At 68.9% G+C, this 20,877-nt stretch carries 17 protein-coding genes; 10 read left to right on the top strand and 7 right to left on the bottom strand.

From position 1 onward, the window contains the following. The first annotated feature begins 9 nt into the window (after positions 1 to 9). Together IE226_RS06510 and IE226_RS06505 are read left to right on the top strand one after the other, a co-directional pair. Positions 10 to 810: an SDR family NAD(P)-dependent oxidoreductase gene (locus IE226_RS06510; RefSeq protein ID WP_190080033.1), complete on the top strand. Its 801-nt coding sequence runs from the start codon at positions 10 to 12 to the stop codon at positions 808 to 810. 144 nt (positions 811 to 954) lie between these two features. Next, positions 955 to 1,419 (top strand): SRPBCC family protein, encoded by a 465-nt coding sequence (locus IE226_RS06505; protein ID WP_190080032.1) that lies wholly within the window; start codon positions 955 to 957, stop codon positions 1,417 to 1,419. A gap of 260 nt (positions 1,420 to 1,679) precedes the next feature. Here IE226_RS06505 and IE226_RS06500 read toward each other — a convergent pair whose 3' ends face one another. After that, a complete protein-coding gene (locus IE226_RS06500; protein ID WP_229870539.1) occupies positions 1,680 to 1,961 on the bottom strand; it encodes a hypothetical protein in 282 nt (93 codons plus the stop codon). Continuing rightward, positions 1,958 to 2,623 carry a helix-turn-helix domain-containing protein gene (locus tag IE226_RS06495; protein ID WP_190080031.1) on the bottom strand — a complete coding sequence of 222 codons (666 nt, stop codon included), beginning with the start codon at positions 2,621 to 2,623 and terminating at the stop codon, positions 1,958 to 1,960. Before IE226_RS06495 ends, IE226_RS06500 begins: the two co-directional genes overlap by 4 nt. Before the next feature lie 101 nt (positions 2,624 to 2,724). Here IE226_RS06495 and IE226_RS06490 point away from each other — a divergent pair, with 101 nt between their 5' ends. From IE226_RS06490 to IE226_RS06475, 4 genes are all read left to right on the top strand, one after another. Then, on the top strand, positions 2,725 to 3,729 hold the full coding sequence (locus tag IE226_RS06490) for an NAD(P)/FAD-dependent oxidoreductase (RefSeq protein ID WP_190080030.1): 1,005 nt from the start codon (positions 2,725 to 2,727) through the stop codon (positions 3,727 to 3,729). A 205-nt stretch (positions 3,730 to 3,934) separates the two neighbouring features. Further along, positions 3,935 to 4,468, top strand: coding sequence for a cupin domain-containing protein (locus tag IE226_RS06485; RefSeq protein ID WP_229870538.1), 534 nt, complete (start codon positions 3,935 to 3,937; stop codon positions 4,466 to 4,468). Between the two features lie 215 nt (positions 4,469 to 4,683). Next, positions 4,684 to 5,559, top strand: a complete 876-nt coding sequence (locus IE226_RS06480; protein WP_190080029.1) for an SGNH/GDSL hydrolase family protein — start codon at positions 4,684 to 4,686, stop codon at positions 5,557 to 5,559. A 174-nt stretch (positions 5,560 to 5,733) separates the two neighbouring features. Further along, positions 5,734 to 6,315 carry a sigma-70 family RNA polymerase sigma factor gene (locus tag IE226_RS06475; protein WP_190080028.1) on the top strand — a complete coding sequence of 194 codons (582 nt, stop codon included), beginning with the start codon at positions 5,734 to 5,736 and terminating at the stop codon, positions 6,313 to 6,315. 30 nt (positions 6,316 to 6,345) lie between these two features. Here the strand turns inward: IE226_RS06475 and IE226_RS06470 are convergent, their stop codons facing one another. Next, a complete protein-coding gene (locus IE226_RS06470) occupies positions 6,346 to 9,459 on the bottom strand; it encodes an AfsR/SARP family transcriptional regulator (protein WP_229870537.1) in 3,114 nt (1,037 codons plus the stop codon). Positions 9,460 to 9,812: 353 nt separating this feature from the next. Here IE226_RS06470 and IE226_RS06465 point away from each other — a divergent pair, with 353 nt between their 5' ends. The 3 genes from IE226_RS06465 to IE226_RS06455 all read left to right on the top strand — a co-directional run bounded on the left by IE226_RS06465 (position 9,813) and on the right by IE226_RS06455 (position 13,130). Continuing rightward, positions 9,813 to 10,994 (top strand): serine hydrolase domain-containing protein, encoded by a 1,182-nt coding sequence (locus IE226_RS06465; protein WP_229870536.1) that lies wholly within the window; start codon positions 9,813 to 9,815, stop codon positions 10,992 to 10,994. A gap of 355 nt (positions 10,995 to 11,349) precedes the next feature. Beyond that, a complete protein-coding gene (locus tag IE226_RS06460; RefSeq protein WP_190080027.1) occupies positions 11,350 to 12,189 on the top strand; it encodes an alpha/beta fold hydrolase in 840 nt (279 codons plus the stop codon). A gap of 107 nt (positions 12,190 to 12,296) precedes the next feature. After that, positions 12,297 to 13,130 (top strand): alpha/beta fold hydrolase, encoded by an 834-nt coding sequence (locus IE226_RS06455; protein WP_190080026.1) that lies wholly within the window; start codon positions 12,297 to 12,299, stop codon positions 13,128 to 13,130. Positions 13,131 to 13,259: 129 nt separating this feature from the next. Here IE226_RS06455 and IE226_RS06450 read toward each other — a convergent pair whose 3' ends face one another. The 4 genes from IE226_RS06450 to IE226_RS06435 all read right to left on the bottom strand — a co-directional run bounded on the left by IE226_RS06450 (position 13,260) and on the right by IE226_RS06435 (position 19,608). Then, positions 13,260 to 14,366 (bottom strand): lytic polysaccharide monooxygenase, encoded by a 1,107-nt coding sequence (locus IE226_RS06450; protein ID WP_190080025.1) that lies wholly within the window; start codon positions 14,364 to 14,366, stop codon positions 13,260 to 13,262. A gap of 59 nt (positions 14,367 to 14,425) precedes the next feature. Continuing rightward, positions 14,426 to 16,657 carry a glycoside hydrolase family 6 protein gene (locus IE226_RS06445; RefSeq protein WP_190080024.1) on the bottom strand — a complete coding sequence of 744 codons (2,232 nt, stop codon included), beginning with the start codon at positions 16,655 to 16,657 and terminating at the stop codon, positions 14,426 to 14,428. 430 nt (positions 16,658 to 17,087) lie between these two features. Next, entirely contained in the window at positions 17,088 to 18,218 is a 1,131-nt protein-coding gene (locus tag IE226_RS06440) for a glycoside hydrolase family 12 protein (protein ID WP_190080023.1), read from the bottom strand. Between the two features lie 364 nt (positions 18,219 to 18,582). Beyond that, a complete protein-coding gene (locus IE226_RS06435) occupies positions 18,583 to 19,608 on the bottom strand; it encodes a LacI family DNA-binding transcriptional regulator (protein WP_190080022.1) in 1,026 nt (341 codons plus the stop codon). A 374-nt stretch (positions 19,609 to 19,982) separates the two neighbouring features. Between IE226_RS06435 and IE226_RS06430 the strand changes: the two genes are divergently transcribed. Further along, the gene (locus tag IE226_RS06430) at positions 19,983 to 20,654 is read left to right on the top strand and encodes a lytic polysaccharide monooxygenase auxiliary activity family 9 protein (RefSeq protein ID WP_229870535.1); all 672 of its coding nucleotides are present in this window, start codon (positions 19,983 to 19,985) and stop codon (positions 20,652 to 20,654) included. Positions 20,655 to 20,877: the final 223 nt, after the last annotated feature.

The following is a 20,877-nucleotide window of genomic DNA, read 5'->3' as shown; positions in this document are numbered from 1 at the left end:
GGGGCCCAAGTGGCAACCATCCTGATCACCGGAGCATCCGACGGCCTCGGCCGCGCACTGGCCGAGGATCTCGCGGCGGACGGCCACCGCCTGCTGCTGCACGGACGCAACCCGGAGCGACTGGCCGAGGTCGCCGCAGGCACGGACGGAGAGGTCTTTCCCGCCGATCTGTCGTCCCTCGCCGCGACGAAGCGGCTCGCCGCCGACATCCGCGCCCGGCACCGCCACCTCGACGTCCTCGTGAACAACGCCGGGGTGGGCTTCCAGGGCGACAGCACCCTGCGGGAAGTCTCCGCGGACGGCTACGAACTCCGGCTGGCAGTGAACTACCTCGCGCCGGCACTGCTCACCCGTGAACTCCTTCCCCTGCTGCGCGAGAGTGCGGCGGCGCGCATAGTCAATGTCGCCTCGGTCGGCCAGCAGCTCTTCGACTTCGACGATCCACAGCACGAACACCACTTCACCCAGGCCGACGCCTACTGCCGATCCAAGCTCGCTCTCATCAGCCACACGGTCGACCTCGCGGAGCAACTGACCGACTCGGGTACCACGGCGAACGCCGTCCATCCCGCGACATTCATGGCGACCACCATGACGAAGGCCTCCGGTATGCCGGCCCAAGAGCCGCTGGAGAAGGGGGTGGCCGCCGTGCGACGCCTGGTGGACGCCGCCGATGTCGTCGGCGTGACAGGCACCTACTTCCACAGCGCGGAGGAGGCCCGGATCTCGGAACCGGACGCCCTCAGCCCCGCATACCGCCGGCGTCTGGCCGTGCTCACCCAGAGCCTGTTCCAGACCGCAGGCGTCTGAACGCTTCGCCCCGCGCGACCACGTCGGGCCGGATGGTCGTACGCCGGCCGCCTCGCTGCCGCTCGACCGGTCTCCCTTGCGCAACTCACCGCTCGGGCAGTGCCCTGCCCGCAGCTCTCATTCCCACGTCTCACAGGAGCATCCATGGCACGCACGTACGTCAGCGCCGTTGTCCCCGCCACCGCGGAATCCGTATGGCAGCTCGTCCGCCCCTTCGACGCCCTTCCGCAGTGGCATCCGGCCATCGATTCGAGTGTCCTTGAAGAAGGCGGGGCGACGACGGTCGGAGCTCTGCGGCGCCTGCGTTTCGCCGGCGGGGACACCACGGTGCTCGAACGTCTGACAGCGCTCGACGACACCGCACGCACCTTCACCTACGAGCTCGTCGAGCACCCCTTCCCCGTCCGGCGCAGCGTCTCCACGCTTCGGGTGCTGCCCGTGGTGGACACCGGCGAGGCCTTCGTCGAGTGGTCGGCGGAGTCGGAGGAGGACGCCGCGGACGCCGCCGGAGCGCAGACGCTCGTCGAGGAGTTGTACGGCAGCGGCCTCTGCGCGCTGCAGCAGCACTTCGCGGTCTCCCGGCCTCTTCACGTGGCCTCTGCCGACTGAGCGGATGCCGCGCCTCGCGGCGCGGTAGAGGCGGGTGCCCCGGCCAGACATCGAGCCGGGCTCCTGCCAGTCACCGAACCGGACCGGGCGCGGCAGGCAGGGAGACCGAACTGGCCCTGCTGCGTGACGCCCTGGCCGGACGGTCGGCTGCCGCCTCCGCCTATGTGCTGCCCGGTCCTGAGCACCGGGCTCCTCGGGGACTCCCGGATATGCCGATGCTTGATTGCTGCTCGGCCGTGCTCCATCGCGCGCCAGGCCTGTCACGGTGTCATTCGGTCGACCGCCTGTTTGGCCTCCAGCAGGCCGGCCCCGGTGAGCTCCCGATACTTTTTGATCGCGGCGACGTCCTGTCCTTCGCGAGCCAGTGCGGTGACTTCGGCCAGCTGAGGATCGTCGTTCCGCACCTGGAGATGCTCCAGCAGCAGGTCCATCTTGCGGTCGAGAGCCCGGACCCGCCGGTCCAGGCGGCTCGACCTGCTCTCCACCGTCACGACGGCCACGATGCCGGTCAGGGCGATGACGACGAGCATGACTGTGTTCACTGACTGTCCTCCTCCTTCTCCTTCGAAGTGTGGCGTTCAGCGTCCCCTTGCGGTCCCTGCCCGGACATCTCCTCCCACGTCGTGACCACGCGCATCCGCTCGCCCTGGACGCCGAAGAGACTCAGGAACTCAACGGGCTGCTCGCCCGCGTTGCCCATCGCGTGGGGCAGCCGGGTGTCGAACTCCGTGGCCTCCCCGGCCGCCAGGACCACCTGCCGGGTGCCGGAGGTGATGTGCAACCGTCCGTGCAGGACGTAGACCCAGCTGTTTCCCTGATGCGTGTGGAGTCCCTGCCCCGAGGCGGTCGTCGTTCCCGGCGGCAGCACGTGCTTGTGGGCGTGGGGGCCGCCGTAATGGCGGACCAGAGGGAGGACCGTCTGTTCCTCCTGCCCCGGTACGGAGACGGGCCGCAGATGGACGCGCGGGTCGCCCGTCGGCGGAGCACCGACGAGTTCGTCGAGCGGCAGGCCATAGGCGGCCGCGAGCGGCAGCAGCAGATCGAGGGTGTACTTGCGCTGTCCGGACTCCAGCCGCGACAACGTACTCGGTGAGATACCGCTGCGCTCGCTGATGTCGTCCAGTGTCGCGTGACGCTGCTGCCGCAGTGCCCGAAGACGCCCCCCGACCGTGCTCAGTACCTCCTCCAGTTCCTTGTGGTTCACACCTGCATCTTGCCAGGTCGGCAAGGTGCCTTGGGTTCCACCGGCGGCCCGCCGCAAGATCACCGCCGAGCGGAAGACCACCGCCGGGCGAAAGGAACACCATGGAACACAAGCATCACACCGAGCGGCAGACGACCGACGGACACAACGATTCGGTCCACGACGTCGTCATCGTCGGAGGAGGCGCGGCAGGCCTGAACGCGGCACTCACCCTGGGGCGGGCTCGCCGCACCGTACTGCTCGTCGATGCCGGACGGCAGCGCAACGCTCCCGCCCGCGGCCTGCACAACTACCTGGGCCACGAAGGCATCGCTCCCGCCGATTTCCTCGCTCTCGCACAGCGGGAGGCCGCGCGCTTCGGAGCACGCACGGTCGAGGCATCGGTCGTTGCCGCGAAGCGTGCGGGGGACGGGCACTTCGAGGTCGCACTCGACAACGGCACCGTCTTGCGGGCGCGCCGCCTGCTCCTGGCCACCGGTCTGGTGGACGAACTCCCCGACGTGCCCGGGGTGGCCGAACGCTGGGCACGGGAGGTGCTCCACTGCCCCTACTGCCATGGCTGGGAAGTACGGGACCAGGCGATCGGAGTACTGGCCACCGGCCCGGTCGGTGTCGAGCAGGCGCTGCTGTGGAGTCAGTGGAGTGATGACATCACCCTGTTCACGCACACCGGACCGCAACTCGACGACTCGGCGCGTGCACGTCTCGCCGTGAGGGGCGTGCGCGTGGTGGAGGGAGAGGTGTCACGCCTCGACATAGGGGAGGACCGCCTGCGCGGTGTCGTGTTGGCCGACGGGCGGCGACCGGAGGTGAGCCACCTGGTGGTCGCTCCGCGCTTCAACGCCCGCCTGGAGGGACTGGCCGGCCTCGACGTCGAGACCACGGAGCTGCGGATCTTCGGGCAGGTCGCGGGCCGCCATGTAGTGGCGACCCCGCAGGGCGCGACGAGTACCGCGGGTGTGTACGCGGCGGGCAACGTCGTCAGCCTCACGGAGACCGCCATCGGCTCGGCCGCCGCCGGCCTGATGGCGGCGGCCGCTCTCAACCTGGATCTCATCACCGAGGACACCCGGCGCGCCGTCGCCGCGGCCCTGCCCGGCGTGTGACTCGGGACCGTCGGCCGCTGCCGTGACGGCAGCGTCTCGCAGTGGCCGTCGAGCGGACGGCCACCGTGAGACGCGGGTCGGGCGCGTTGCGGCCGGCGTGGCTGCGACGCGCCCCGAGGGCTCAACTCACTGCCATACGCCCGGCAAGCCGGGGCTGCCGCCCAGTACAACTGACCATCCGCTGTACAAGACGCAGCGTTGCAGGGTGAACCAGCACGCCGTCGCGGGCGTTCAGAGGGGAGAAAAGCAATTCGGCCTATCAACCAGGGAGTTCATCATGCTGGATCGTCGCTCTCTCCTGCGGACCAGTGGTGTGGCGGCAGCCGGCGCGCTCGGCGCCGTCGCTTCTGCCTCGACTGCTGAGGCGTCTGCCACGCCGTCCCGTGGTCCTCACCCGGTCGTTCCCGACCCGACCGCCGGCGTAACGCGCACCTTGCTCCAGGACAACCCTTCGCCCGCCAAGGGCTGGAAGACCGTGCAGACCCTCGTCGAGATACCTCGGCGCAGGGAATCGGGCCGCCACAGCCACCCGGGAGTGGAAGTCGGATACATCGTCCGCGGTGATGTGTCGATGGAGTTCGACGACGGGACCACCCTGCGACTTCGCACGGGCGATCCCTTCTTCATCCCTTCCGACACCATCCACAACGCCCGCAATATCGGGAAGGTGACAACCATGATGCTGTCCACCTACGTCGTCGACGAGACAAAGCCGCTGGTCACCACACACACCCATTGAATGAACCGTGTGGACGGCGCGGCTGATACGTCGAGTCGAGCAGTAGGTCCTGCTCAGGCCCTCAGGCCCTCAGGCCCTACTGGCCACGACAGAGCCTCTCGATGTGAACCAGGTGGGTGCCGCTGTCGTAGAGACGAAAGACACGCCCGCACGCATCGCGTGCGCAAGGGCAGGCCGGCGACTTGTGCGGCCTCTTTCTATCTCAAGGGGATTTCATGGCCCTTTCCCACCCGTACTCGACGGTCCGCAAGGGGATGGTGACGGCTGCCGCGTTGACTGCCTCGTTGCTGATTTCCGGAGCCGCTCCGGCCACCGCGGCCGATGTCTCCGGGCAGCGACCCGTCAACCATTACGTGGCCCTCGGCGACTCCTACGCCGCAGGAACAGGCTTGTCCCCGCAGACGGACGCCGAGTGCATGCGTTCCAAGGGCAGCTACCCGGCGTGGATCGCCGAGACGTACAAGCCTTCCGTCTTCAAGGACGTCACGTGCAGCGGAGCCACCACGCGCTCATTGTGGAATCACGAGGGAACGTCCGCACCCCAGGTCAACGCCCTCACCCGGGACACGGATCTGGTGACCGTCACGCTCGGCGGCAACGACCTCGGCTTCTCCGACGTGATCACCAGGTGTGTCCTGGCCGGTCTCACCACCCGGGAGGGGACCCCCTGCCGGGACAAGGCGGCGAAGGAGGCGGACGCGGGTTTCGCGAGGCTGAACACCCGCCTGCCCGACATGCTCGCCGACATCGAGCGGCGCAGCCCTCAAGCACGTGTCGTCGTGGTCGGGTATCCCAACCCGTTTCCCGCCGACGGGAGTACCTGCGGTTCTTCCGTGCCCCTGGCCAAGGGTGACGTCGCCTGGCTTCATCAGACCACCAACCGGCTGAACTTCATGCTGGAGCTGGTGGCTCTCACGAAGCATGCCGAGTTCGTCGACACCTCGTCGGTGTTCCGGGGCCACGACATGTGCCGACCCTCCTCCGAGCAGTGGATCAACCCGCTGCTGCCGCAGACGTCCGGATCGGCACATCCCAACGCAGTCGGCCACCTGATCACGGCCGTCGAAGTGTACGAGCGGCTCGAGAAGTAGTCACTTCCCTCTTTCCGGGGGCCGGGGGCCGGAGCAACACTCCGGCCCCCGGCCCACGGAACGACAAGAAAGCGACAAGGTCCCGCCAAGGGCTACCGGCGAGCGTACGAGCCGTTCGTCCGCACATGCGGCTGAGCACGCCACGGAACACTTGCACAGGATCGAGCGCCACGCATGAACGGGATCATGGAAACGCGGACCACTGCCTCCGCTCCGACTCGGTCGCATGATCGGAACCTCACGTCCGACGCCGACTGCGACGCCTTCGTCAAAGACATCTACGACCAGTACGGCCCTCTGCTCATCCGGTATGCCGCGCGCTTGTTGGACGGTGACTGGCACAAGGCAGAGGACGTCTTCCAGGAGACTGCGGCCCGAGCCTGGAAACACGCCCGTTTCCTGGGCACCCGCGACGAAGGCCTCAGACCGTGGTTGTACACCGTGACCAGGAACCTCGCGATTGACCAGCACCGGGCGCGTCAGGTGCGGCCGTTGGAGCACATGTCCGTCGAGGAGCTGGACCTCTCCAGCGACAACACGGCATCCACGATCGACTCCCATGTGGTGTCGCAGGCCATGGGCGAGCTGAACGAGCAGCAGCGAACCGTCATCTGGCTCATGTACTACCTGGAATGCAGCGTGGCCCAAGCGGCCGAGCACCTCGGCATACCGGCGGGCACCGTCAAGAGCCGCGCCTTCTACGCCGTGCGGGCGTTGCGCAAAGCGTTGGAGAAGCAGGGGATTTTGGGGGTGTGATCATGGCGCGGCCCCGATCGCACGGAACCATCATGCAGGACCCTTGCTCCTCGGAACCGGGAGCTCGTGCTTCCCGACCGCCCTCTCTGCCACGGTGGGCACGGGGTCCTCATCCATGTCGAGGGCGGTGAGCCGGTCACGGATCTGCTGAGCGCTGTGTGCCATCGCCCGCGCTTCAGCGTTCTCGAGGGCGTCGACCCAGTCCTTCCGTGCGCCTTCCCTGTCTCCCATGGTCAGCCGGGTGTCGCCGAGCCGCATCAGCGTGCCGACGGCGTTCCTGTGGTCTCCCAGTTCCCCGAACGCCTTCGACGCCCGCTGGTAAGTGGTCACCGAGTCCTCGTAACGGCCGAGAAGGCGGAGGTTGTGGCCCAGGATGTCCCACCCCTGGGCGAGCTGCCAGGGCGCGTCGAGGCGGTGGAACAAGGCGATGCCCTCCTCGCTGTACAGGAGGCTCTTCTCCAGGTTCCCCAGATTGGAATGGAACCAGGCGAGTTCGAGGAGGCACTCGGCCAACCACAACTCTTCGCCTGTCTCCCGGGAGAGTTCAAGTCCCCGCTCGGAGGCCGCCACCGCTTCCGTCGTCCGCCCGAACAGGAACAGCGCACAGGCCGTGACGTAGTGGGCTCGTGCCTGTTCACCGATGTCGTCCAGCTCTTCGAAGATCGCTGTCGCCCGTTGCAGCTGGTGCAGGGCTTGCCTCTGATGGCCGAGGTAGCCGTGGATGCCACCCAGGTGCCGTAGGCAACGGCCCTCTTCGAGGAGGTCGTTCCGACGTCGGGCCACTTCGAGGGCGGGGGCCAGCGCGGCGATGGCCTCGGGCCAGAACTCCTGACGGTTGAGGTATTCCTTGAGTGACCAGGCGAGCCCGGTGATGTGAGCGTCGAGCTGCTGGCTGACGGCGGTGTGGAGCAGACCTGTCAGCACGTGATGTTCGGCGGTGAGCCACCGGGTCGCCTGCTTGACGGTGGTGAGTTCTTCCGGAGTGACGCCCGAGCGGGATGCACCGAGTTCGAGGTCGTGCGATATGTCCTGTTTGAGGAACCGGTTCGCCTCGCAGGCGGTGAACATGTAGTGGTCCAGGACCCGGAGAGTGGCGTCATGACGGCCCTGGCCGGTGTCGTGGGCGTGAGCGAGCTCGGTGGCGTAGCCGCGCAGGAGGTCGTGCAGGCTGTAGCGGCCGGGCAGCGGTTGTTCCACGAGGCAGGAGCTGAGCAGTTCGGCGAGTGCGCGGCGGGTCCGGGAGAGGGGAAGGCCGGCGAGACTGGCTACGGCCGGGGCGGTGATGTGAGGGCCGGGATGCAGGGCCAGCAGGCGGAAGAGCCGGGCGGCGTGCTCATCCAGTGACCGGTAGGACCAGGAGAAGACGGTGCGCACGTCGGTGGTGGTGTCGAAGCCGGCGAATGCTTCGAGTCCGCCGTCGGTCTGTTGCAGGTCGTCGACGATGGTGTGCAGGGGGAGCGAGGGGTCGAGTTCCGCGCGGGCCGCGACCACGGCCATGGCCAGGGGAAGCCGTCCGCACAGCCGGATGATGTCGGCTGCGGCGGTGGGCTCGGCGGCGAGTCGTTCGGTTCCCAGACGCCGTTCGAGGGCCTCGTGCGCCTCGGTCGGTGAGGGCAGCGCGAGCCGGAGGGACTTGGCGCCGTCGGTGGTGATGAGGCCGGGAAGTTGGTTACGGCTGGTGATCAGGGTGAGGCAGCCCGCTCCTGCGGGAAGCAGAGGGCGCACCTGCTGCTCGTCGCGGGCGTTGTCCAGGACGAGGAGGATCCGCCGGTCGGCGAGGAGACTGCGGAAGAGTGTGCTCCGGTCGGCGGTTTCTTCGGGGATGCGCGGGGCGGGGACGCCCAGAGCGGTGAGGAAGCCGTGCAGGGCGTTACCGGGTTCGACGGCGGGTGCGTGCGGGTGGAATCCGCAGAGGTTGACGAAGAGTTGCCCGTCGGGGAACGAGGAGGCGATGCGGTGCGCGTGGTACGTCGCGAAGGTTGTTTTGCCGACCCCGGGAGCACCGCTGATGACCACAGCGGGGGCAGCGGTGGGCCCGGAGCGGCCCGTCGCACCGCTGACGGCGGACAGCCACGCGCCTTCGGCCGCCCGTCCCGCGAACACCGGCAGGCTACGCGGCAGTTGCGCCGGACGTGCCAGGGGCAGAGGAAGGGACACCGTTCTCCCGCCGTCCGCGACCGGCGCACCACGTGCGCCGGACTCGGCTTCCGCGTCGTCGGGTCGGTCGGCGGCCGGGCCGGTCGATGAGGTTGCTTCGCCCCCGGTTGCCTCGCCCCCGTCCGGTGCCCCTGTCGTGGTGGCTCCGCCCGGTTGGCGGCGGTGCTGGGTCACCGTGTCGTTCGTCTGGTCCACGGGGTGCAGGGGCGGCAGGTCATGGTGGAGGATGCCCTGGTGCAGGGCACGCAGGGCCGGACCCGGTTCGAGGCCGAGCTCGTCGGCCAGGTGCCGTCGCACGTCGGTGTAGCGCTGCAGCGCTTCGGGGTGCCGGCCGGCGAGGTACAGGGCTCGCAGGAGCAGGGCCCAACCGGTTTCCCGCAGGGGGTACTGCGCGGTTATCTCCTCTGCCGCGTTGAGGGCTTCGGTGACCCGGCCTTGCAGGAGCAGGCCAGTGGTGCGGATCTCGCGAGTGGTCTGCCGCAGTTCTCCCAGGCGTGCTGTCTCCTGGACGGCGAACAGGTGGTGCGCTGCGTCGGCGAACGCCGTGCCGCGCCACATGTCCAGGGCCTTCTCAGCCTCCTCCACGACGCGGTCGGGTCGGCCCAGGTCCATGAACCGGTGTGCTTGGGCGACAGACCGCTCGAAGCGCACGGTGTCACGGCTCTCGGGCGGCACACGCAGGGCATACCCCAAGGGTTCGGTGACCAGCGTCTCGAAGGCCCCCTGGCGGCGAAGATGCTGGGGTTCCAGGATCGCGCGTACCTTGCTGATGTGGGCGTGCAGGGAACCCATCGCCGCGCTCGGTGCCCGCCCCGGTTGCTGCGGCCACAGTTCCTCGCACAGAGTCTGCGGTGAGACCGCCCGGCCGTCGGCGAGCAGCAGGCGAATCAGCAGCAGTCGCTGCCTGCGCCGACCCGGGTCGAGTACCGTCCCCGCCCGCCGTACCTCCAGCGGGCCCAGCAGGCCGAAGTCGAGACCTTGTCCCACAGCTGTCACCGTACCCACCCGAATCTCATTCGGCGGCGTCACTCCCGGGGCACCCATCTGACTGGGACCCGGCACACGGACAACGTGGTCGCGCGGTGACGGAAACCGGCCTCGACTCCACCGCGCACCCACAGGGATGTTGTCGTGGCGGCTCGGGGAACAGGAGCGACGAGGACCCCGTTGTCCGCTTCCCGCATATCGGACAGGACAATAGCAGGACGGCATCCGGCGGCAGGATTCGTCAACTGCGCGATGTGCCGACGCCGATATCCGGTCCGGTCCCGGTAGCGGCCCGTAAACAGATGTCATGACCTGCGGCGATGCGTGAACCGCTGTGACGTTCAGCCCGTTGAGTGAGCGAACGGTTGTCGTCCGGAGCGGAGAAGAACATGGTCGTCGAGGGAACGAGCACTGAGCGGTTCGAACCGGTACGAGCGGCGCTGACAGCGCACCTCGAATCCGGCGAGGAACTGGGGGCGTCGATCGCCGTCGATGTGGACGGGGTCATGGAAGTCGATCTGTGGGGTGGCCACACGGACGAAGCGCGGACCGTTCCGTGGCACCGGGACACGTTGGTGAGCATGTGGTCGACCACGAAGACCCTCACCAATCTCGCGGCCCTCGTCCTGGTCGACCGCGGCGCACTGGATCTGCACCGCCCGGTCGCGCACTACTGGCCCGAGTTCGCCGCCCGGGGAAAGGAGCAGATCGAGGTGCGGCACGTCCTGGCCCACACCTCGGGACTTTCCGGCTGGGAGCAGCCCTTCTCCATGGAAGACCTGTACGACTGGCCCACCGCGAGTGCCCGGCTGGCCGCGCAGGCACCCTGGTGGGAGCCGGGCTCCGCTTCGGGCTACCACGTGCAGACCCAAGGACAGCTGGTGGGAGAGCTTGTCCGGCGGGTCAGTGGCCGTACTCTGGGGGAGTTCGTCGACACCGAGATCGCCAAGCCGGCACGAGCCGACGTCCAGATCGGTGCGCGCCGTGCCGATTGGCCGCGCATCGCCGATCTGGTGGCGCCCTCGCAGAGCTCCGGTATACCCACCGGCCTCGATCCCGACGGGATCTTCGCCAAGACGCTGTCCGGAAGCCCCGCACGTGACGAGCACGTCGACACCCCGCGGTGGCGCTCCGCCGAACTCGGAGCCGTCAACGGCCACGGCAACGCACGAGGTATGGCCCGAGCGCTCTCCGTCATCTCACGGCGCGGCCAGGTCAACGGCGTCCGGCTGCTCTCCGCGGGGACGGTGGACAAGGTGTTCGACGTCCAGGCCGACGGAGTCGACCTGTTCCTCGGCGTACCCGTCCGCTGGGGCATGGGCTACGCACTCGCCGATCCGAGGACGATGCCGCACATGCCCACCGGGAGGATCTGCTTCTGGGTCGGTCGGGGCGGTTCGATCGTCATGATGGACCTCGACCGGCGCGTCACGTTCTCGTACACGATGAACCGGGTGGGCGACGGGATCCTCGGCTCGGAGCGCACGCACAGTTACCTCAGGCATGTCTACGAAGTCCTGGGGCCCGTCGGTTGAGGTGTACCCGGCCCTCGTCGGGCTGGAGGGGGAGCCCGCTCTCTTCCCGGGGTTCTCTCGGCCACGGGCTCTCACGGGCGGGAAGCCGCTGATCGCGGTGTCCCGCGCAGCGCCCCGCACAGCCCCTTCACTGCCCGCGAAAGAGCAGCCCATTTCCGGGTGAACCGATCCGGCCGTCCCGTCGTAGTACGAGACGAAGGACGCTCCACTTCCGGTGACCGGGCGAGAGCGATGCCCCGGGACCACTCGGGCCGCCACCGACGAGGTGACTTGTGGCCCTGCTCCTCGAACGCACCGGCCTACTCCGCCTGTCCGGTCCCTTCGAGGCCATCAACCAACCAAGAGGGATTCACGCATGCGCATCACCCGCCACGTCCGTCCGAGCCGCAGAACCGCGCTGCTCGGTGTCACCGCGGCCGTAGGGCTGTCAGCCGCCGCCGTCACCCTGCCCGGCACCGCCGGCGCGGCGCCCCAGCACCCGATACGCCCGACGATCGTGCTGGAACACGGAGCGTTCGCCGACGCCGCGAGCTGGGAGGGTGTCGTCGCCCGGCTGCAGCGCGCCGGCTATCCGGTGGTGTCCGCCGCCAACCCGCTGCGCAGTCCGGCGACCGATGCCGCCTACCTGCGCAGCGTCCTCGACCACGTCGAGGGGCCCGTGGTCCTGGTCGGCCACTCCTACGGCGGCACCGTCATCAGCCAGGCCGCCGCGGGCCTGGAGGACAAGGTGAAGGCTCTGGTCTACATCGCGGCGTTCCTGCCCGACACGGGCGAGAGTTCGATCGGACTGACGAACAAGTTCCCCGGCAGTACCCTTGGCCAGGCCATCGAGTCCGTCAACTACTCACTGCCCGACGGCGGTCAGGGCGCGGACGTGTACATCAAGCCCGAGAAGTTCCGCAGCCAGTTTGCCGCGGACGTCCCGGCGGGCAAGGCCAGGCTCATGGCAGCCGGGCAGCGTCCGGTCGCCGCCGCCGCACTGGAGGAGAAGTCCACCGAGGCCGCCTGGAAGACGATCCCCTCCTGGTCCCTTGTCACCACGGGGGACCGCAACATCCCCGTGGCCGCCCAGCGCTATATGTCGGCCCGTGCCAAGGCCCGCACGACGACCATCGACGCGTCGCACGCGGTATCCGTATCCCGCCCCGAAGCCGTCACCCGCATCGTCGAGCAAGCAGCCCGCACGGTCCGCTGACCGACGGCCCCGCCCTGTCGCCCGTCGCACCTCACCGCACCCGCACAGCCGTGCCCGATCGGGCACTTCACCATCAGCCCCATGCACACCGGAAGGCATCAACCACCATGGCATTCATCACCGTCGACCAGGAAAACTCCACCAGCATCGAGCTGTACTACGAGGACCACGGCACGGGGCAGCCGGTCGTGCTGATCCATGGCTACCCGCTCGACGGCCACTCCTGGGAGAAGCAGTCCGCCGAGCTCCTGTCGGCCGGCTATCGCGTGATCACGTACGACCGGCGCGGTTTCGGCCGCTCCAGCCAGCCCACCACCGGCTACGACTACGACACCTTCGCCGCCGACCTGAACGTCGTCCTGGAGACCCTCGACCTCGACGACGCCGTTCTGGTGGGCTTCTCCATGGGCACCGGTGAAGTCGGCCGCTACCTGGGCACCTACGGCTCCGATCGGATCGCCAAGGCCGCCTTCCTCGCCTCGCTGGAGCCCTACCTCCTCAAGACCGACGACAACCCCGGCGGCGTCGACGGCGCCATCTTCAAGGACATCGAAAGTGCCGTCACCGCCGACCGCTACGCCTACTTCACGGACTTCTACGAGAACTTCTACAACCTCGACGAGAACCTCGGCACCCGCATCAGCGAGGAAGCCGTCCGCAACAGCTGGAACGTCGCCGCCGGCGCCTCCTCGTACGCCTCCCTCGCCTGCGTGGCCACCTGGTCAACCGACTTCCGTGCCGACGTGTCCAAGATCGACGTTCCGGCGCTGATCCTGCACGGCACCGCCGACCGCATCTTGCCCATCGAGGCCACCGGAGAACGCTTCCACCAGGCACTCCCGCAGGCCGACTACGTCGTCATCGAAGGCGCACCCCACGGCCTGCTGTGGACCCACGCCCGGGAAGTCACCGACGCCCTCCTCGCATTCCTCGCCAGGTGACCAGCGGCCGACGCCTCACCTGACGCGAGGAGTGAGACCGTGAAGGGTGAGAGTCCGTCGGGCCCACAGCACGGCGCCGGCCCCCGCGGATGCGGGAGCCGGCGCCTGTGCTGCGGGGAGGACGCGGTACTAGGGGTTGACGCAGGCGATCGAGCCGGCCGGCAGGTTGTTGCCGGTCGAGCTGGCCGTGAAGCCGAACGTCACCGCGCCGTCCGGCGCGATGGTGCGGTTGTGGTCGACGTTCTTGACCGTGACCGCCCCGTCGGAGCCGGTACTGAGCGTGCCGTTCCAGACCTGGTTGATCTTGGTGCCGGTGCCCGGCTCCCAGCGCACGGCCCAGCCGTTACGCGCGGTGGTGTTGTGGTTCATCACCTCCACGGAACCCTGGAAGCCGCCGTTCCAGCTGTTCGTCACCTTGTAGACGGCCATGCACCCGCTGTGCGGATCGGTCGGAGTCGGCGTCGGGGTCGGCGTGGGTGTCGGGTCCGGTGCGGGGGTGCTCCCTGAGCCGCGGATGCCCGTCACCTCGCCGTTGCCGCCGTCGAAGACGATGTCGGAGCAGGAGAAGAAGTTCTCCTGGCTGTCCGAGCGCACCCACTGGATGAACATCATCGCGTCACCCGAGCGGCCCGAGGGCAGCTTCAGGTCCCAGTAGTAGTGGCCGCCCTCGGAACCGACCGAACCCGACTGCGGCGGATTCGTGACGGTCTGGATCAGCTCCAGGTCGCCCCAGCCCAGCGGCTGCGCGGGCGAGTAGCCGGGCTTGGACATGTACACCCGGAAGTCGCCCGGGTGCGCGGCCCAGTTGCTGTGCTTGATCCTGATCGTCGACCCGGAGGTGAGGTGCGTCCTGGGCCAGTCACTGCGCGCGGCGTTGTAGCCGGTGAAGTTGTACGGGGAGCGGTCGCCGGCGCTGCACAGCTTGCCGTCCGGGACATAACCCGCTCCGCGTCCGCCCGCGTTGGAGTCGAGCACGGCGAACCAGTTGTACAGCGCGGTCGAGCCGCTCTCCGCGAGCGCGGCCTTGCACGCCGGATTCGTCGGGTCGAGTGCGCCGGTGCCGGTCTTGGCGTCCAGGTAGCAGAGGTAGGTCCGCGAGCCGGGCGTCATCGTCACGCCGTGCGCCTGCGCGCTGCCCTGGCCGAGCAGAGCCAGACCGAGCCCGCTGAGCAGGGTGGCCAGGACCGCGAGTAAGGACACCAAGCGTCTCTTGTTTCGAGTCTTGCTTCGAGCCATCGTGTTGTCTCCTGTGATGGTGGTGGGAGTGGTGGCGCTCCTGGCAGGTTCGGGTCCGGTCAGGAGGGCGGAGTGCCCCACGCCAGGCCGCTGTTCAGGTATGCGGGGATCTTCGGGGCGTCGGCGTAGGAGGTGGCGGTCGTACGGCTGTAGTCGCCGGCCTCGTTGAACGCGGACCAGTCGGACTTGCTCATCCGCAACCGCAGATCGCCGGTGTCCTTTCCGGCGGCCAGCGAACCGCTCTTGAAGGAGACCTCCAGATAGGCGTCCGCGCCCGCGACCGGGGTGCTCAGCGGGACCACCCGCAGGGTGACGTCGCCGCAGCCGACGGCCGCGTAGTCGCAGAAGGCGTTCACGGTGGGGGAGCCGCCGTCCCGCGTGAAGTAGTAGCGGGCGGTGACCTTGGTCAGATCCACCGAGACGCTGGTGGTGTTGGCGATCCGCAGTCCGGGCCGGATCGTGTTGTCGGTGGCCGAGGAGTCGTTGTTCTTGTACGTGACCTTCAGACCGCCGACGGGGTCGGGTCCGCCGCCGCCCGCCTCGGTGGTGACGTCGAGGGCGGTGGAGACCGCGGAGACGTTCCCCGCGGCGTCCCGGGCGCGCACCGTGTAGCTGTACGCCGTCGAGGCACTCAGACCGGTGTCGGTGAACGAAGTCCCCGTGACCGCCGCTGAGTTGACCTTGGCGCCGTCGCGGTAGACGTCGTAGCCGGTGACGCCCACGTTGTCGGTGGACGCCGTCCAGGCCAGAAAGACGCTGGACGAGGTCTTCGCGGTGGCCTGCAGGCCGGTCGGCGCGGTCGGGGCGGTGGTGTCGGTCGGGTCCGGGTCACCGCCGCCGTCGGTGGGCACGGCCGGGTACGCGTTGCGCACCAGCATCGAGAACTGGTTGTGGAACCAGTGGCCGGCGAGCGGCGCGTCCGGCATCGCACCGGTCGGGTTGCCGCCCGAGTTGGGGGCGCTGTACTCCGGGTCGCACATCGGGTCCGGGCGCTTGCCCTCTTCGTTCGGGATGTCCTTGCTCGCCCCGTCCGACTCACCCGGCGGCTTGATCCAGAGGAACGCGTCGAGGTGCGAGTCCGGGTGGTCGGTGGGCGCGCCCTGCGGCGGCCGGCCGAGGCCCGCGCCGTTGACGTTGCACCACAGGCCGCGGTGGGTGCGGCGGTCCACCTTGGACTGGCTGACGTACGTGTCGAGGACCGTGCTGGTGGACTCGGCGGTGGGCCGGTCGGCGCCGCCCCAGCCGTTGCGGGAGGTGTCGACCACCATGCCGGTGGAGGCAGGCCACCCCTGGGAGACCAGCGCGGCGTGCACGGCCTCGGTGAAGTCCGACTCGTCGAAGTTCGCGTTCCACTCGTAGTACTTGCCGGACCGGATCTGGTTGCCCCCGACCGTCTTGTTCGGGTCGGGCAGGAACGGCTCGGCGAGCGGCGTGTAGTTGGACACGTTGGTGATCAGACCGTCCACGCTGCCAAGACCGGCCGTGGTGCCCTTGACGACGTCCGTGTACAGCTGGGTCGTCTGGGAGAGGTTGTTGTCCCAGCCGAGCCAGCCCGAGTGGGCGAAGTCCATGTACGTGTACACGTTCGGGAGGGCGTGCAGCTTGTTCAGCGCGTACCGGATGGCGTCGACCTGGATGCCGCTGCTCTTGGCCCGGGCGCACTCCGGGTCGGCGAGGTTGGTGACCAGGTTGGGCAGGCCGTCCGGCTCGATCACCGTGGTGATACGGATGTCCTGGTACTTCGGGTTGGCGAAGACCTTGGCGATCTCGTCGATGTACTCGGTCTTGTAGCGCGCCAACCCCGCTGCGGTCAGGGGGAGTTCACCGTTGGAGGCAAGGGCGGCGCAGTCGCGCCCTGGCAGGTCGTACACCACGAACGTGGCGACGAGCGGCTGCCCCGGCTTCTTCTGCGCGAGCGCCAGGTCCAGGTGGTCGGCGAGCGACTTGCGGCCCGCGTTGGCCTCACCGCCGTGGACGGCGGCTATCCAGTCCAGCCAGACGGCCGTCGGAAAGCTCTTGACCTTCTCCATCTTGGCCTTGAGCGTCGCGTCGGGAGTCTTGGCGATGGAGGTGTCGACGAGACCGGCGTAGTCCGGGTTCAGGTAGAACGAGGCGTCGGCGAACGGGTTGTCGACGTGCGCCTCCGCGGCGGCCGCCGGGGAGGAGGAGCTCAGCTGGGCCGCAGTTGCAAGGAGCAGTGTGCTCAACACGGCGGCCAGGGCCGCCAGTTTGCGGCGTGGTCTGCGCGGCCTGCGCGGACGGGTGGCCGGGCATGTGTTTCGGGTGGTCATGTAACTCTCCGCGATACGGGGGTGGGTGACGGTGTGCGGGGATGTCCGTGCTCAACCAGGGAGGATCGGGAGCCGTCAGGCGGGGGTGCGGCGCGGGGCGGGCGTGTTCGAGGGGACGTTCGCCGTGCCCGCGCCTACCCCGGTGGGGGCACGCCGGTCGGGCCCGGCGGCGACGGGCGCGGGGCGGCGAGTCGGGGGAACGGAAGGATCGGCTGCGTCTGTGGGGAGCGGGCTCATGACGGGCCTTTCCGGGAGGGGATGGGCCGGGCGGGCCGAGGGTAGTGCGCTCCGGATCCGATCCCCGGGCGTAGGGGAAGGCGGATCGGATCCGGAGCGTTCCAGTGCGGTGTCGGGCCGGTCTCGACCGTCGGCGAGGCCGGGCGCCCCGGGCGGGACGACCGGCCCGGCGAGGCCGGCCCGACACCGCGGCTCAGGTGACGGAGCAGGCGGTGCCGTTCAGCGTGAAGCCGGACGGCTTGGCGAAGCTGCCGCCATAGGTTCCCTGGAACCCGAAGGACTGGGTGCCGCCGGCCGTGATCCGCGCGTTGTGCGCCACGGGGCTCGTCGTCACGGCGCCCGTCGACCCGGACAGGGTCGCGTTCCAGGCGTTGGTGATCCGCTGGCCGGACGGCAGCGTGAAGCCGAGCTTCCAGTTGTCCACGGCGGTCGAACCGGTGTTCTTGACGGTCACGTCGGCGGTGAAGCCGCCCTGCCAGACGCTGGTCGCGTAGGTCACCTGGCAGCCGGTCGCCGGGGTGCCGGGGCCACCCGGATCGCCGCCGCCGGTGTTCACGGTGGAGGAGAAGGAGTTCACCGCGAGCCCGGCCCCGTTCTGCCACGGTTCGAAACCGGCCTGAACGCTCGTCAGATACCAGTTGTTCTGCGCCATGCCACGGTCCACGGTCTGGTCGATGAAGTCCTTGACGTCGAAGCTCCAGCTGCTGATCGCCGACGGGGCGACGAAGGAGATCACGTCGTTGGCGCCGTTGCTGCCGGTCCACACCTCCCAGGTGCGGCCGCCGACGGAGGCGGTGCCGACCGGGGAGCCGATCGGCTGGATCGGGCCGACCCGGTTGAACCAGATCATGATCTCGGTCCGGTTGACGCCGTCGGTGCGGGGCGTCGGGTCCAGCCAGATGTCGTACGAGGCGTTGTACACGGCGCCCGAGACGTAGCTGTACGAGATGCTGCTGGGCGCGCTGGAGATGGTGCTGATCTGTGCCGGGAGGCTGGTGCCCGGCGAGCAGTTGGTGTAGTGGCAGCCGTTGAAGATCGAGGGATACGACTTGGGGGCGCCGTTGGTGGGCACCGAGCCGTCGGCCTGGCTGACGCGGAAGCCGGTGTCGGTGGCGGTGACGCACTGGGGGGCGCTGGTGCCCCAGCGGTTGTTCTGTACGACGTAGCGGCCCTGGATGACCGTCGATCCGTAGGGCTCGCAGATCGTGGTGTCGGCCCGGGCGGGCGTGGTGGCGACGAGGAGCGTCGCCAGGGTGGCCAGAGCGGTCAGGAGCGAGCCGAACAGAGCGCGGACGGTGCGGAGGCGGCGCGGTGAGGATCGCATGCGGGGGCCTCTCTCCGAGGGGACCGTATTCGACAGAAGGGCTTTGTACCGAATTCGACTGAAGAGGTGCGGTTGTGGGAGCGCTCCCATAGACCAGCAAATGGGAGCGCTCCCACTCCGCCGGTTTCGTGCGACTGTAGAAGTCCTTCATGGCCCTGACAACCTGATGCGCGGGATTTCGTCGAATGGATTTCGAAGCCGCAGGTCAGCGCCTAGAGCGGGGAATGCCGGGTGACCGTCGTGCCGTCAGCGGCAGAACCGGAGCCCTTTGCTCCGTCGTAGAAGACCATCAGTCGAACGTCCGCGCGCCCGTCTGGGAGTTCGGCCGATCAGTCGACCGAGATGCGCTCCGGGGCGAGGCGGGTCAGGCGGAGCCGCGGAGCACCAATTCTGTGCGCAGGCTGACATGGCGCCAGGCCACTCCCGAGTCCTCCATCTCCTCCATGAGCAGCCGCACCATGGTCCGTCCGATCTCCTGGAGCGGTTGGCGCACGGTCGTCAGTGGGGGGTCCGTACGCTGCGCCAGGAGGAAGTCGTCGAATCCGATCACGGCGACGTCCTGCGGTACGCGGCGGCCCGCCGCGCGCAGGGCGTCCAGCGCTCCGGCGGCCATGCTGTCCGATGCGGCGAACACGGCGTCGATCCCGGGCTCCCGCGCGATGAGCTCCGTCATCCCCGCGCGGCCGCTCGCCTCGGTGAAGTCTCCTTCGGCGACCCAGGACGGTTTCGCGTCGACGCCCGCGCGGCCCAGCGCCTCGCGGTAGCCGCGCAACCGGCACTGGGCGACGTACATGTCGAGGGGCCCGGTGATCGTCGCCACCGCGCTGCGGCCGCTGTCGAGCAGGTGGGTGACCGCGCTCCGGGCGCCCCCGAAGTTGTCCGCGTCCACGTAGGTGATGCTTTCGTCGGCCGAGCGACGGCCGAGCATGACGGTGGGCACCCCAGCGTCCGCGAGCATGTCGGGCAGCGGGTCGTCGGCGTGCACGGACATCAGCAGCACGCCGTCGACCCTTCCGCCACGCGCGTACTCGACGAAACGCTTCCGCTCCTCGTTCGTGCATACCTGGGTGAGCAGCAGTTGCATCGTGGTGTCGGTCAACGCGTCCGCGACGGAACGAATGGTCTCCGAGAAGAACGGTTCCGCGAATTTCCGCCAGTCGGGCTCCGTCATGACCAGCGCGATCGCGTCCGTACGACTCCCGGCCAGCGACCGGGCCGCCAGGTTGGGTACGTACCCCAGTTCGGCGATGGCCCGCTGCACGGCGCGGCGCGTCGACTCCTTCACCCCTGCCTCGTTGTTGATGACGCGGGAGACAGTGCCCCGTCCCACGCCCGCGAGCGCGGCTACCTCCTCCAAGGTCGGCCCCGCCCCGGGGCGTTGCTTGCCCATGACCTTCTCCCCCCCACCCGCGAGAAGCCCAATGCTACGGCCCCGGGCGTCCGTGATCGACCTGCTCCGGCCTGCTGACACGTCCCTGGCACACGACCCGGACGCCAGGCACACCGTCGGGACGGGAGGCCGGCCGGGCGCCGTGGAACGCGGGGCGCGCGCAGTGAACCAGGGCCACCGCTCCTGCAGCCGGACATCGGGATGGGTGGCTGCTCTCGCACTGCGATGGAAGGTCCGCGTCGGCCGGTGCGGAAGTGGCGCAAATGAGTGTTGCCGCTTCGCATCGCGACGCCCAATGTGGAGATTGGGAGCGCTCCCAACTGCTCAATGCCCACGCCGGAACCCGGCATCCCCCCATGGGAAAGAGGGAGACCGTGACTTGTCATGATCATGTCAGTTTTGTGCGGCGCCGTTCGACTCTCGTCCTGAGCCTCCTCGCGGCATTGCTCCTCAGCCTGCTCCCCTGGAGCGGCACCGCCGTTGCCCACGGCTCGGTCGTCGACCCCGCGACCCGTAACTACGGCTGTTGGCTCCGCTGGGGCAGCAACCACCTGGACCCGTCCATGGCCCAGCAAGACCCCATGTGCTGGCAGGCGTGGCAGGCCGACCCCAACGGCATGTGGAACTGGAACGGCCTGTACCGCAACGGATCCGGCGGCAACTTCCCGGCAGCGGTCCCCGACGGCCAACTGTGCAGCGGCGGCCGCACGGAGGGCGGACGCTACAACTCCCTGGACGCCGCGGGCGCCTGGAAGACCACGGATATCAACAGCGACTTCACCGTGAAGCTCTATGACCAGGCCAGCCACGGCGCGGACTATTTCCTGGTCTACGTCACCCGGCAGGGCTTCGACCCCACCACGCAGCCGCTGCGCTGGAGCGACCTCCAGCTGGTGGCCCGCACCGGCAGGTACGCGCCCAGCCAGAACTACTCGATCCCGGTCAGCACGTCCGGCTACAGCGGTCGCCACATCGTCTACACGGTCTGGCAGGCCTCGCACATGGATCAGACGTACTTCCTGTGCAGCGACGTGAACTTCCGCTGAGCCTGCGCCCATGAGGTGTGTCCCGCCGGACGAGGCCGCGTCCAGCGGGACACTGCCCTCTGCCCTGCCCCGGCGTTCCGGCACACCCGCGCGCCGCCCGGACGGCGGGGCCGCCTGACCGGCCCCGAGGGCGGCGTTCGCCGCGATGTGCGCGTCCCGGGGATACGCCACCGGCCCGCGTCCCTCCGTATGCGCACACCACCGCTGATCGAGCGTTTTGAGA

The sequence above is a fragment of the Streptomyces longisporoflavus genome (assembly GCF_014649775.1).
Taxonomy (GTDB): domain Bacteria; phylum Actinomycetota; class Actinomycetes; order Streptomycetales; family Streptomycetaceae; genus Streptomyces; species Streptomyces longisporoflavus.
Note: the sequence above shows the minus strand (reverse complement) of the source record. Positions and strands in the feature narration are given on the sequence as shown.

What these genes read in the sequence shown, in the direction of transcription:
- IE226_RS06505 (WP_190080032.1), top strand. Translation starts at nt 955, where the DNA reads ATGGCACGCACGTACGTCAGCGCCGTTGTCCCCGCCACCGCGGAATCC.
- IE226_RS06490 (WP_190080030.1), top strand. Translation starts at nt 2,725, where the DNA reads ATGGAACACAAGCATCACACCGAGCGGCAGACGACCGACGGACACAAC.
- IE226_RS06480 (WP_190080029.1), top strand. Translation starts at nt 4,684, where the DNA reads ATGGCCCTTTCCCACCCGTACTCGACGGTCCGCAAGGGGATGGTGACG.
- IE226_RS06475 (WP_190080028.1), top strand. Translation starts at nt 5,734, where the DNA reads ATGAACGGGATCATGGAAACGCGGACCACTGCCTCCGCTCCGACTCGG.
- IE226_RS06460 (WP_190080027.1), top strand. Translation starts at nt 11,350, where the DNA reads ATGCGCATCACCCGCCACGTCCGTCCGAGCCGCAGAACCGCGCTGCTC.
- IE226_RS06455 (WP_190080026.1), top strand. Translation starts at nt 12,297, where the DNA reads ATGGCATTCATCACCGTCGACCAGGAAAACTCCACCAGCATCGAGCTG.
- IE226_RS06450 (WP_190080025.1), bottom strand. Translation starts at nt 14,366, where the DNA reads ATGGCTCGAAGCAAGACTCGAAACAAGAGACGCTTGGTGTCCTTACTC.
- IE226_RS06445 (WP_190080024.1), bottom strand. Translation starts at nt 16,657, where the DNA reads ATGACCACCCGAAACACATGCCCGGCCACCCGTCCGCGCAGGCCGCGC.
- IE226_RS06440 (WP_190080023.1), bottom strand. Translation starts at nt 18,218, where the DNA reads ATGCGATCCTCACCGCGCCGCCTCCGCACCGTCCGCGCTCTGTTCGGC.
- IE226_RS06435 (WP_190080022.1), bottom strand. Translation starts at nt 19,608, where the DNA reads ATGGGCAAGCAACGCCCCGGGGCGGGGCCGACCTTGGAGGAGGTAGCC.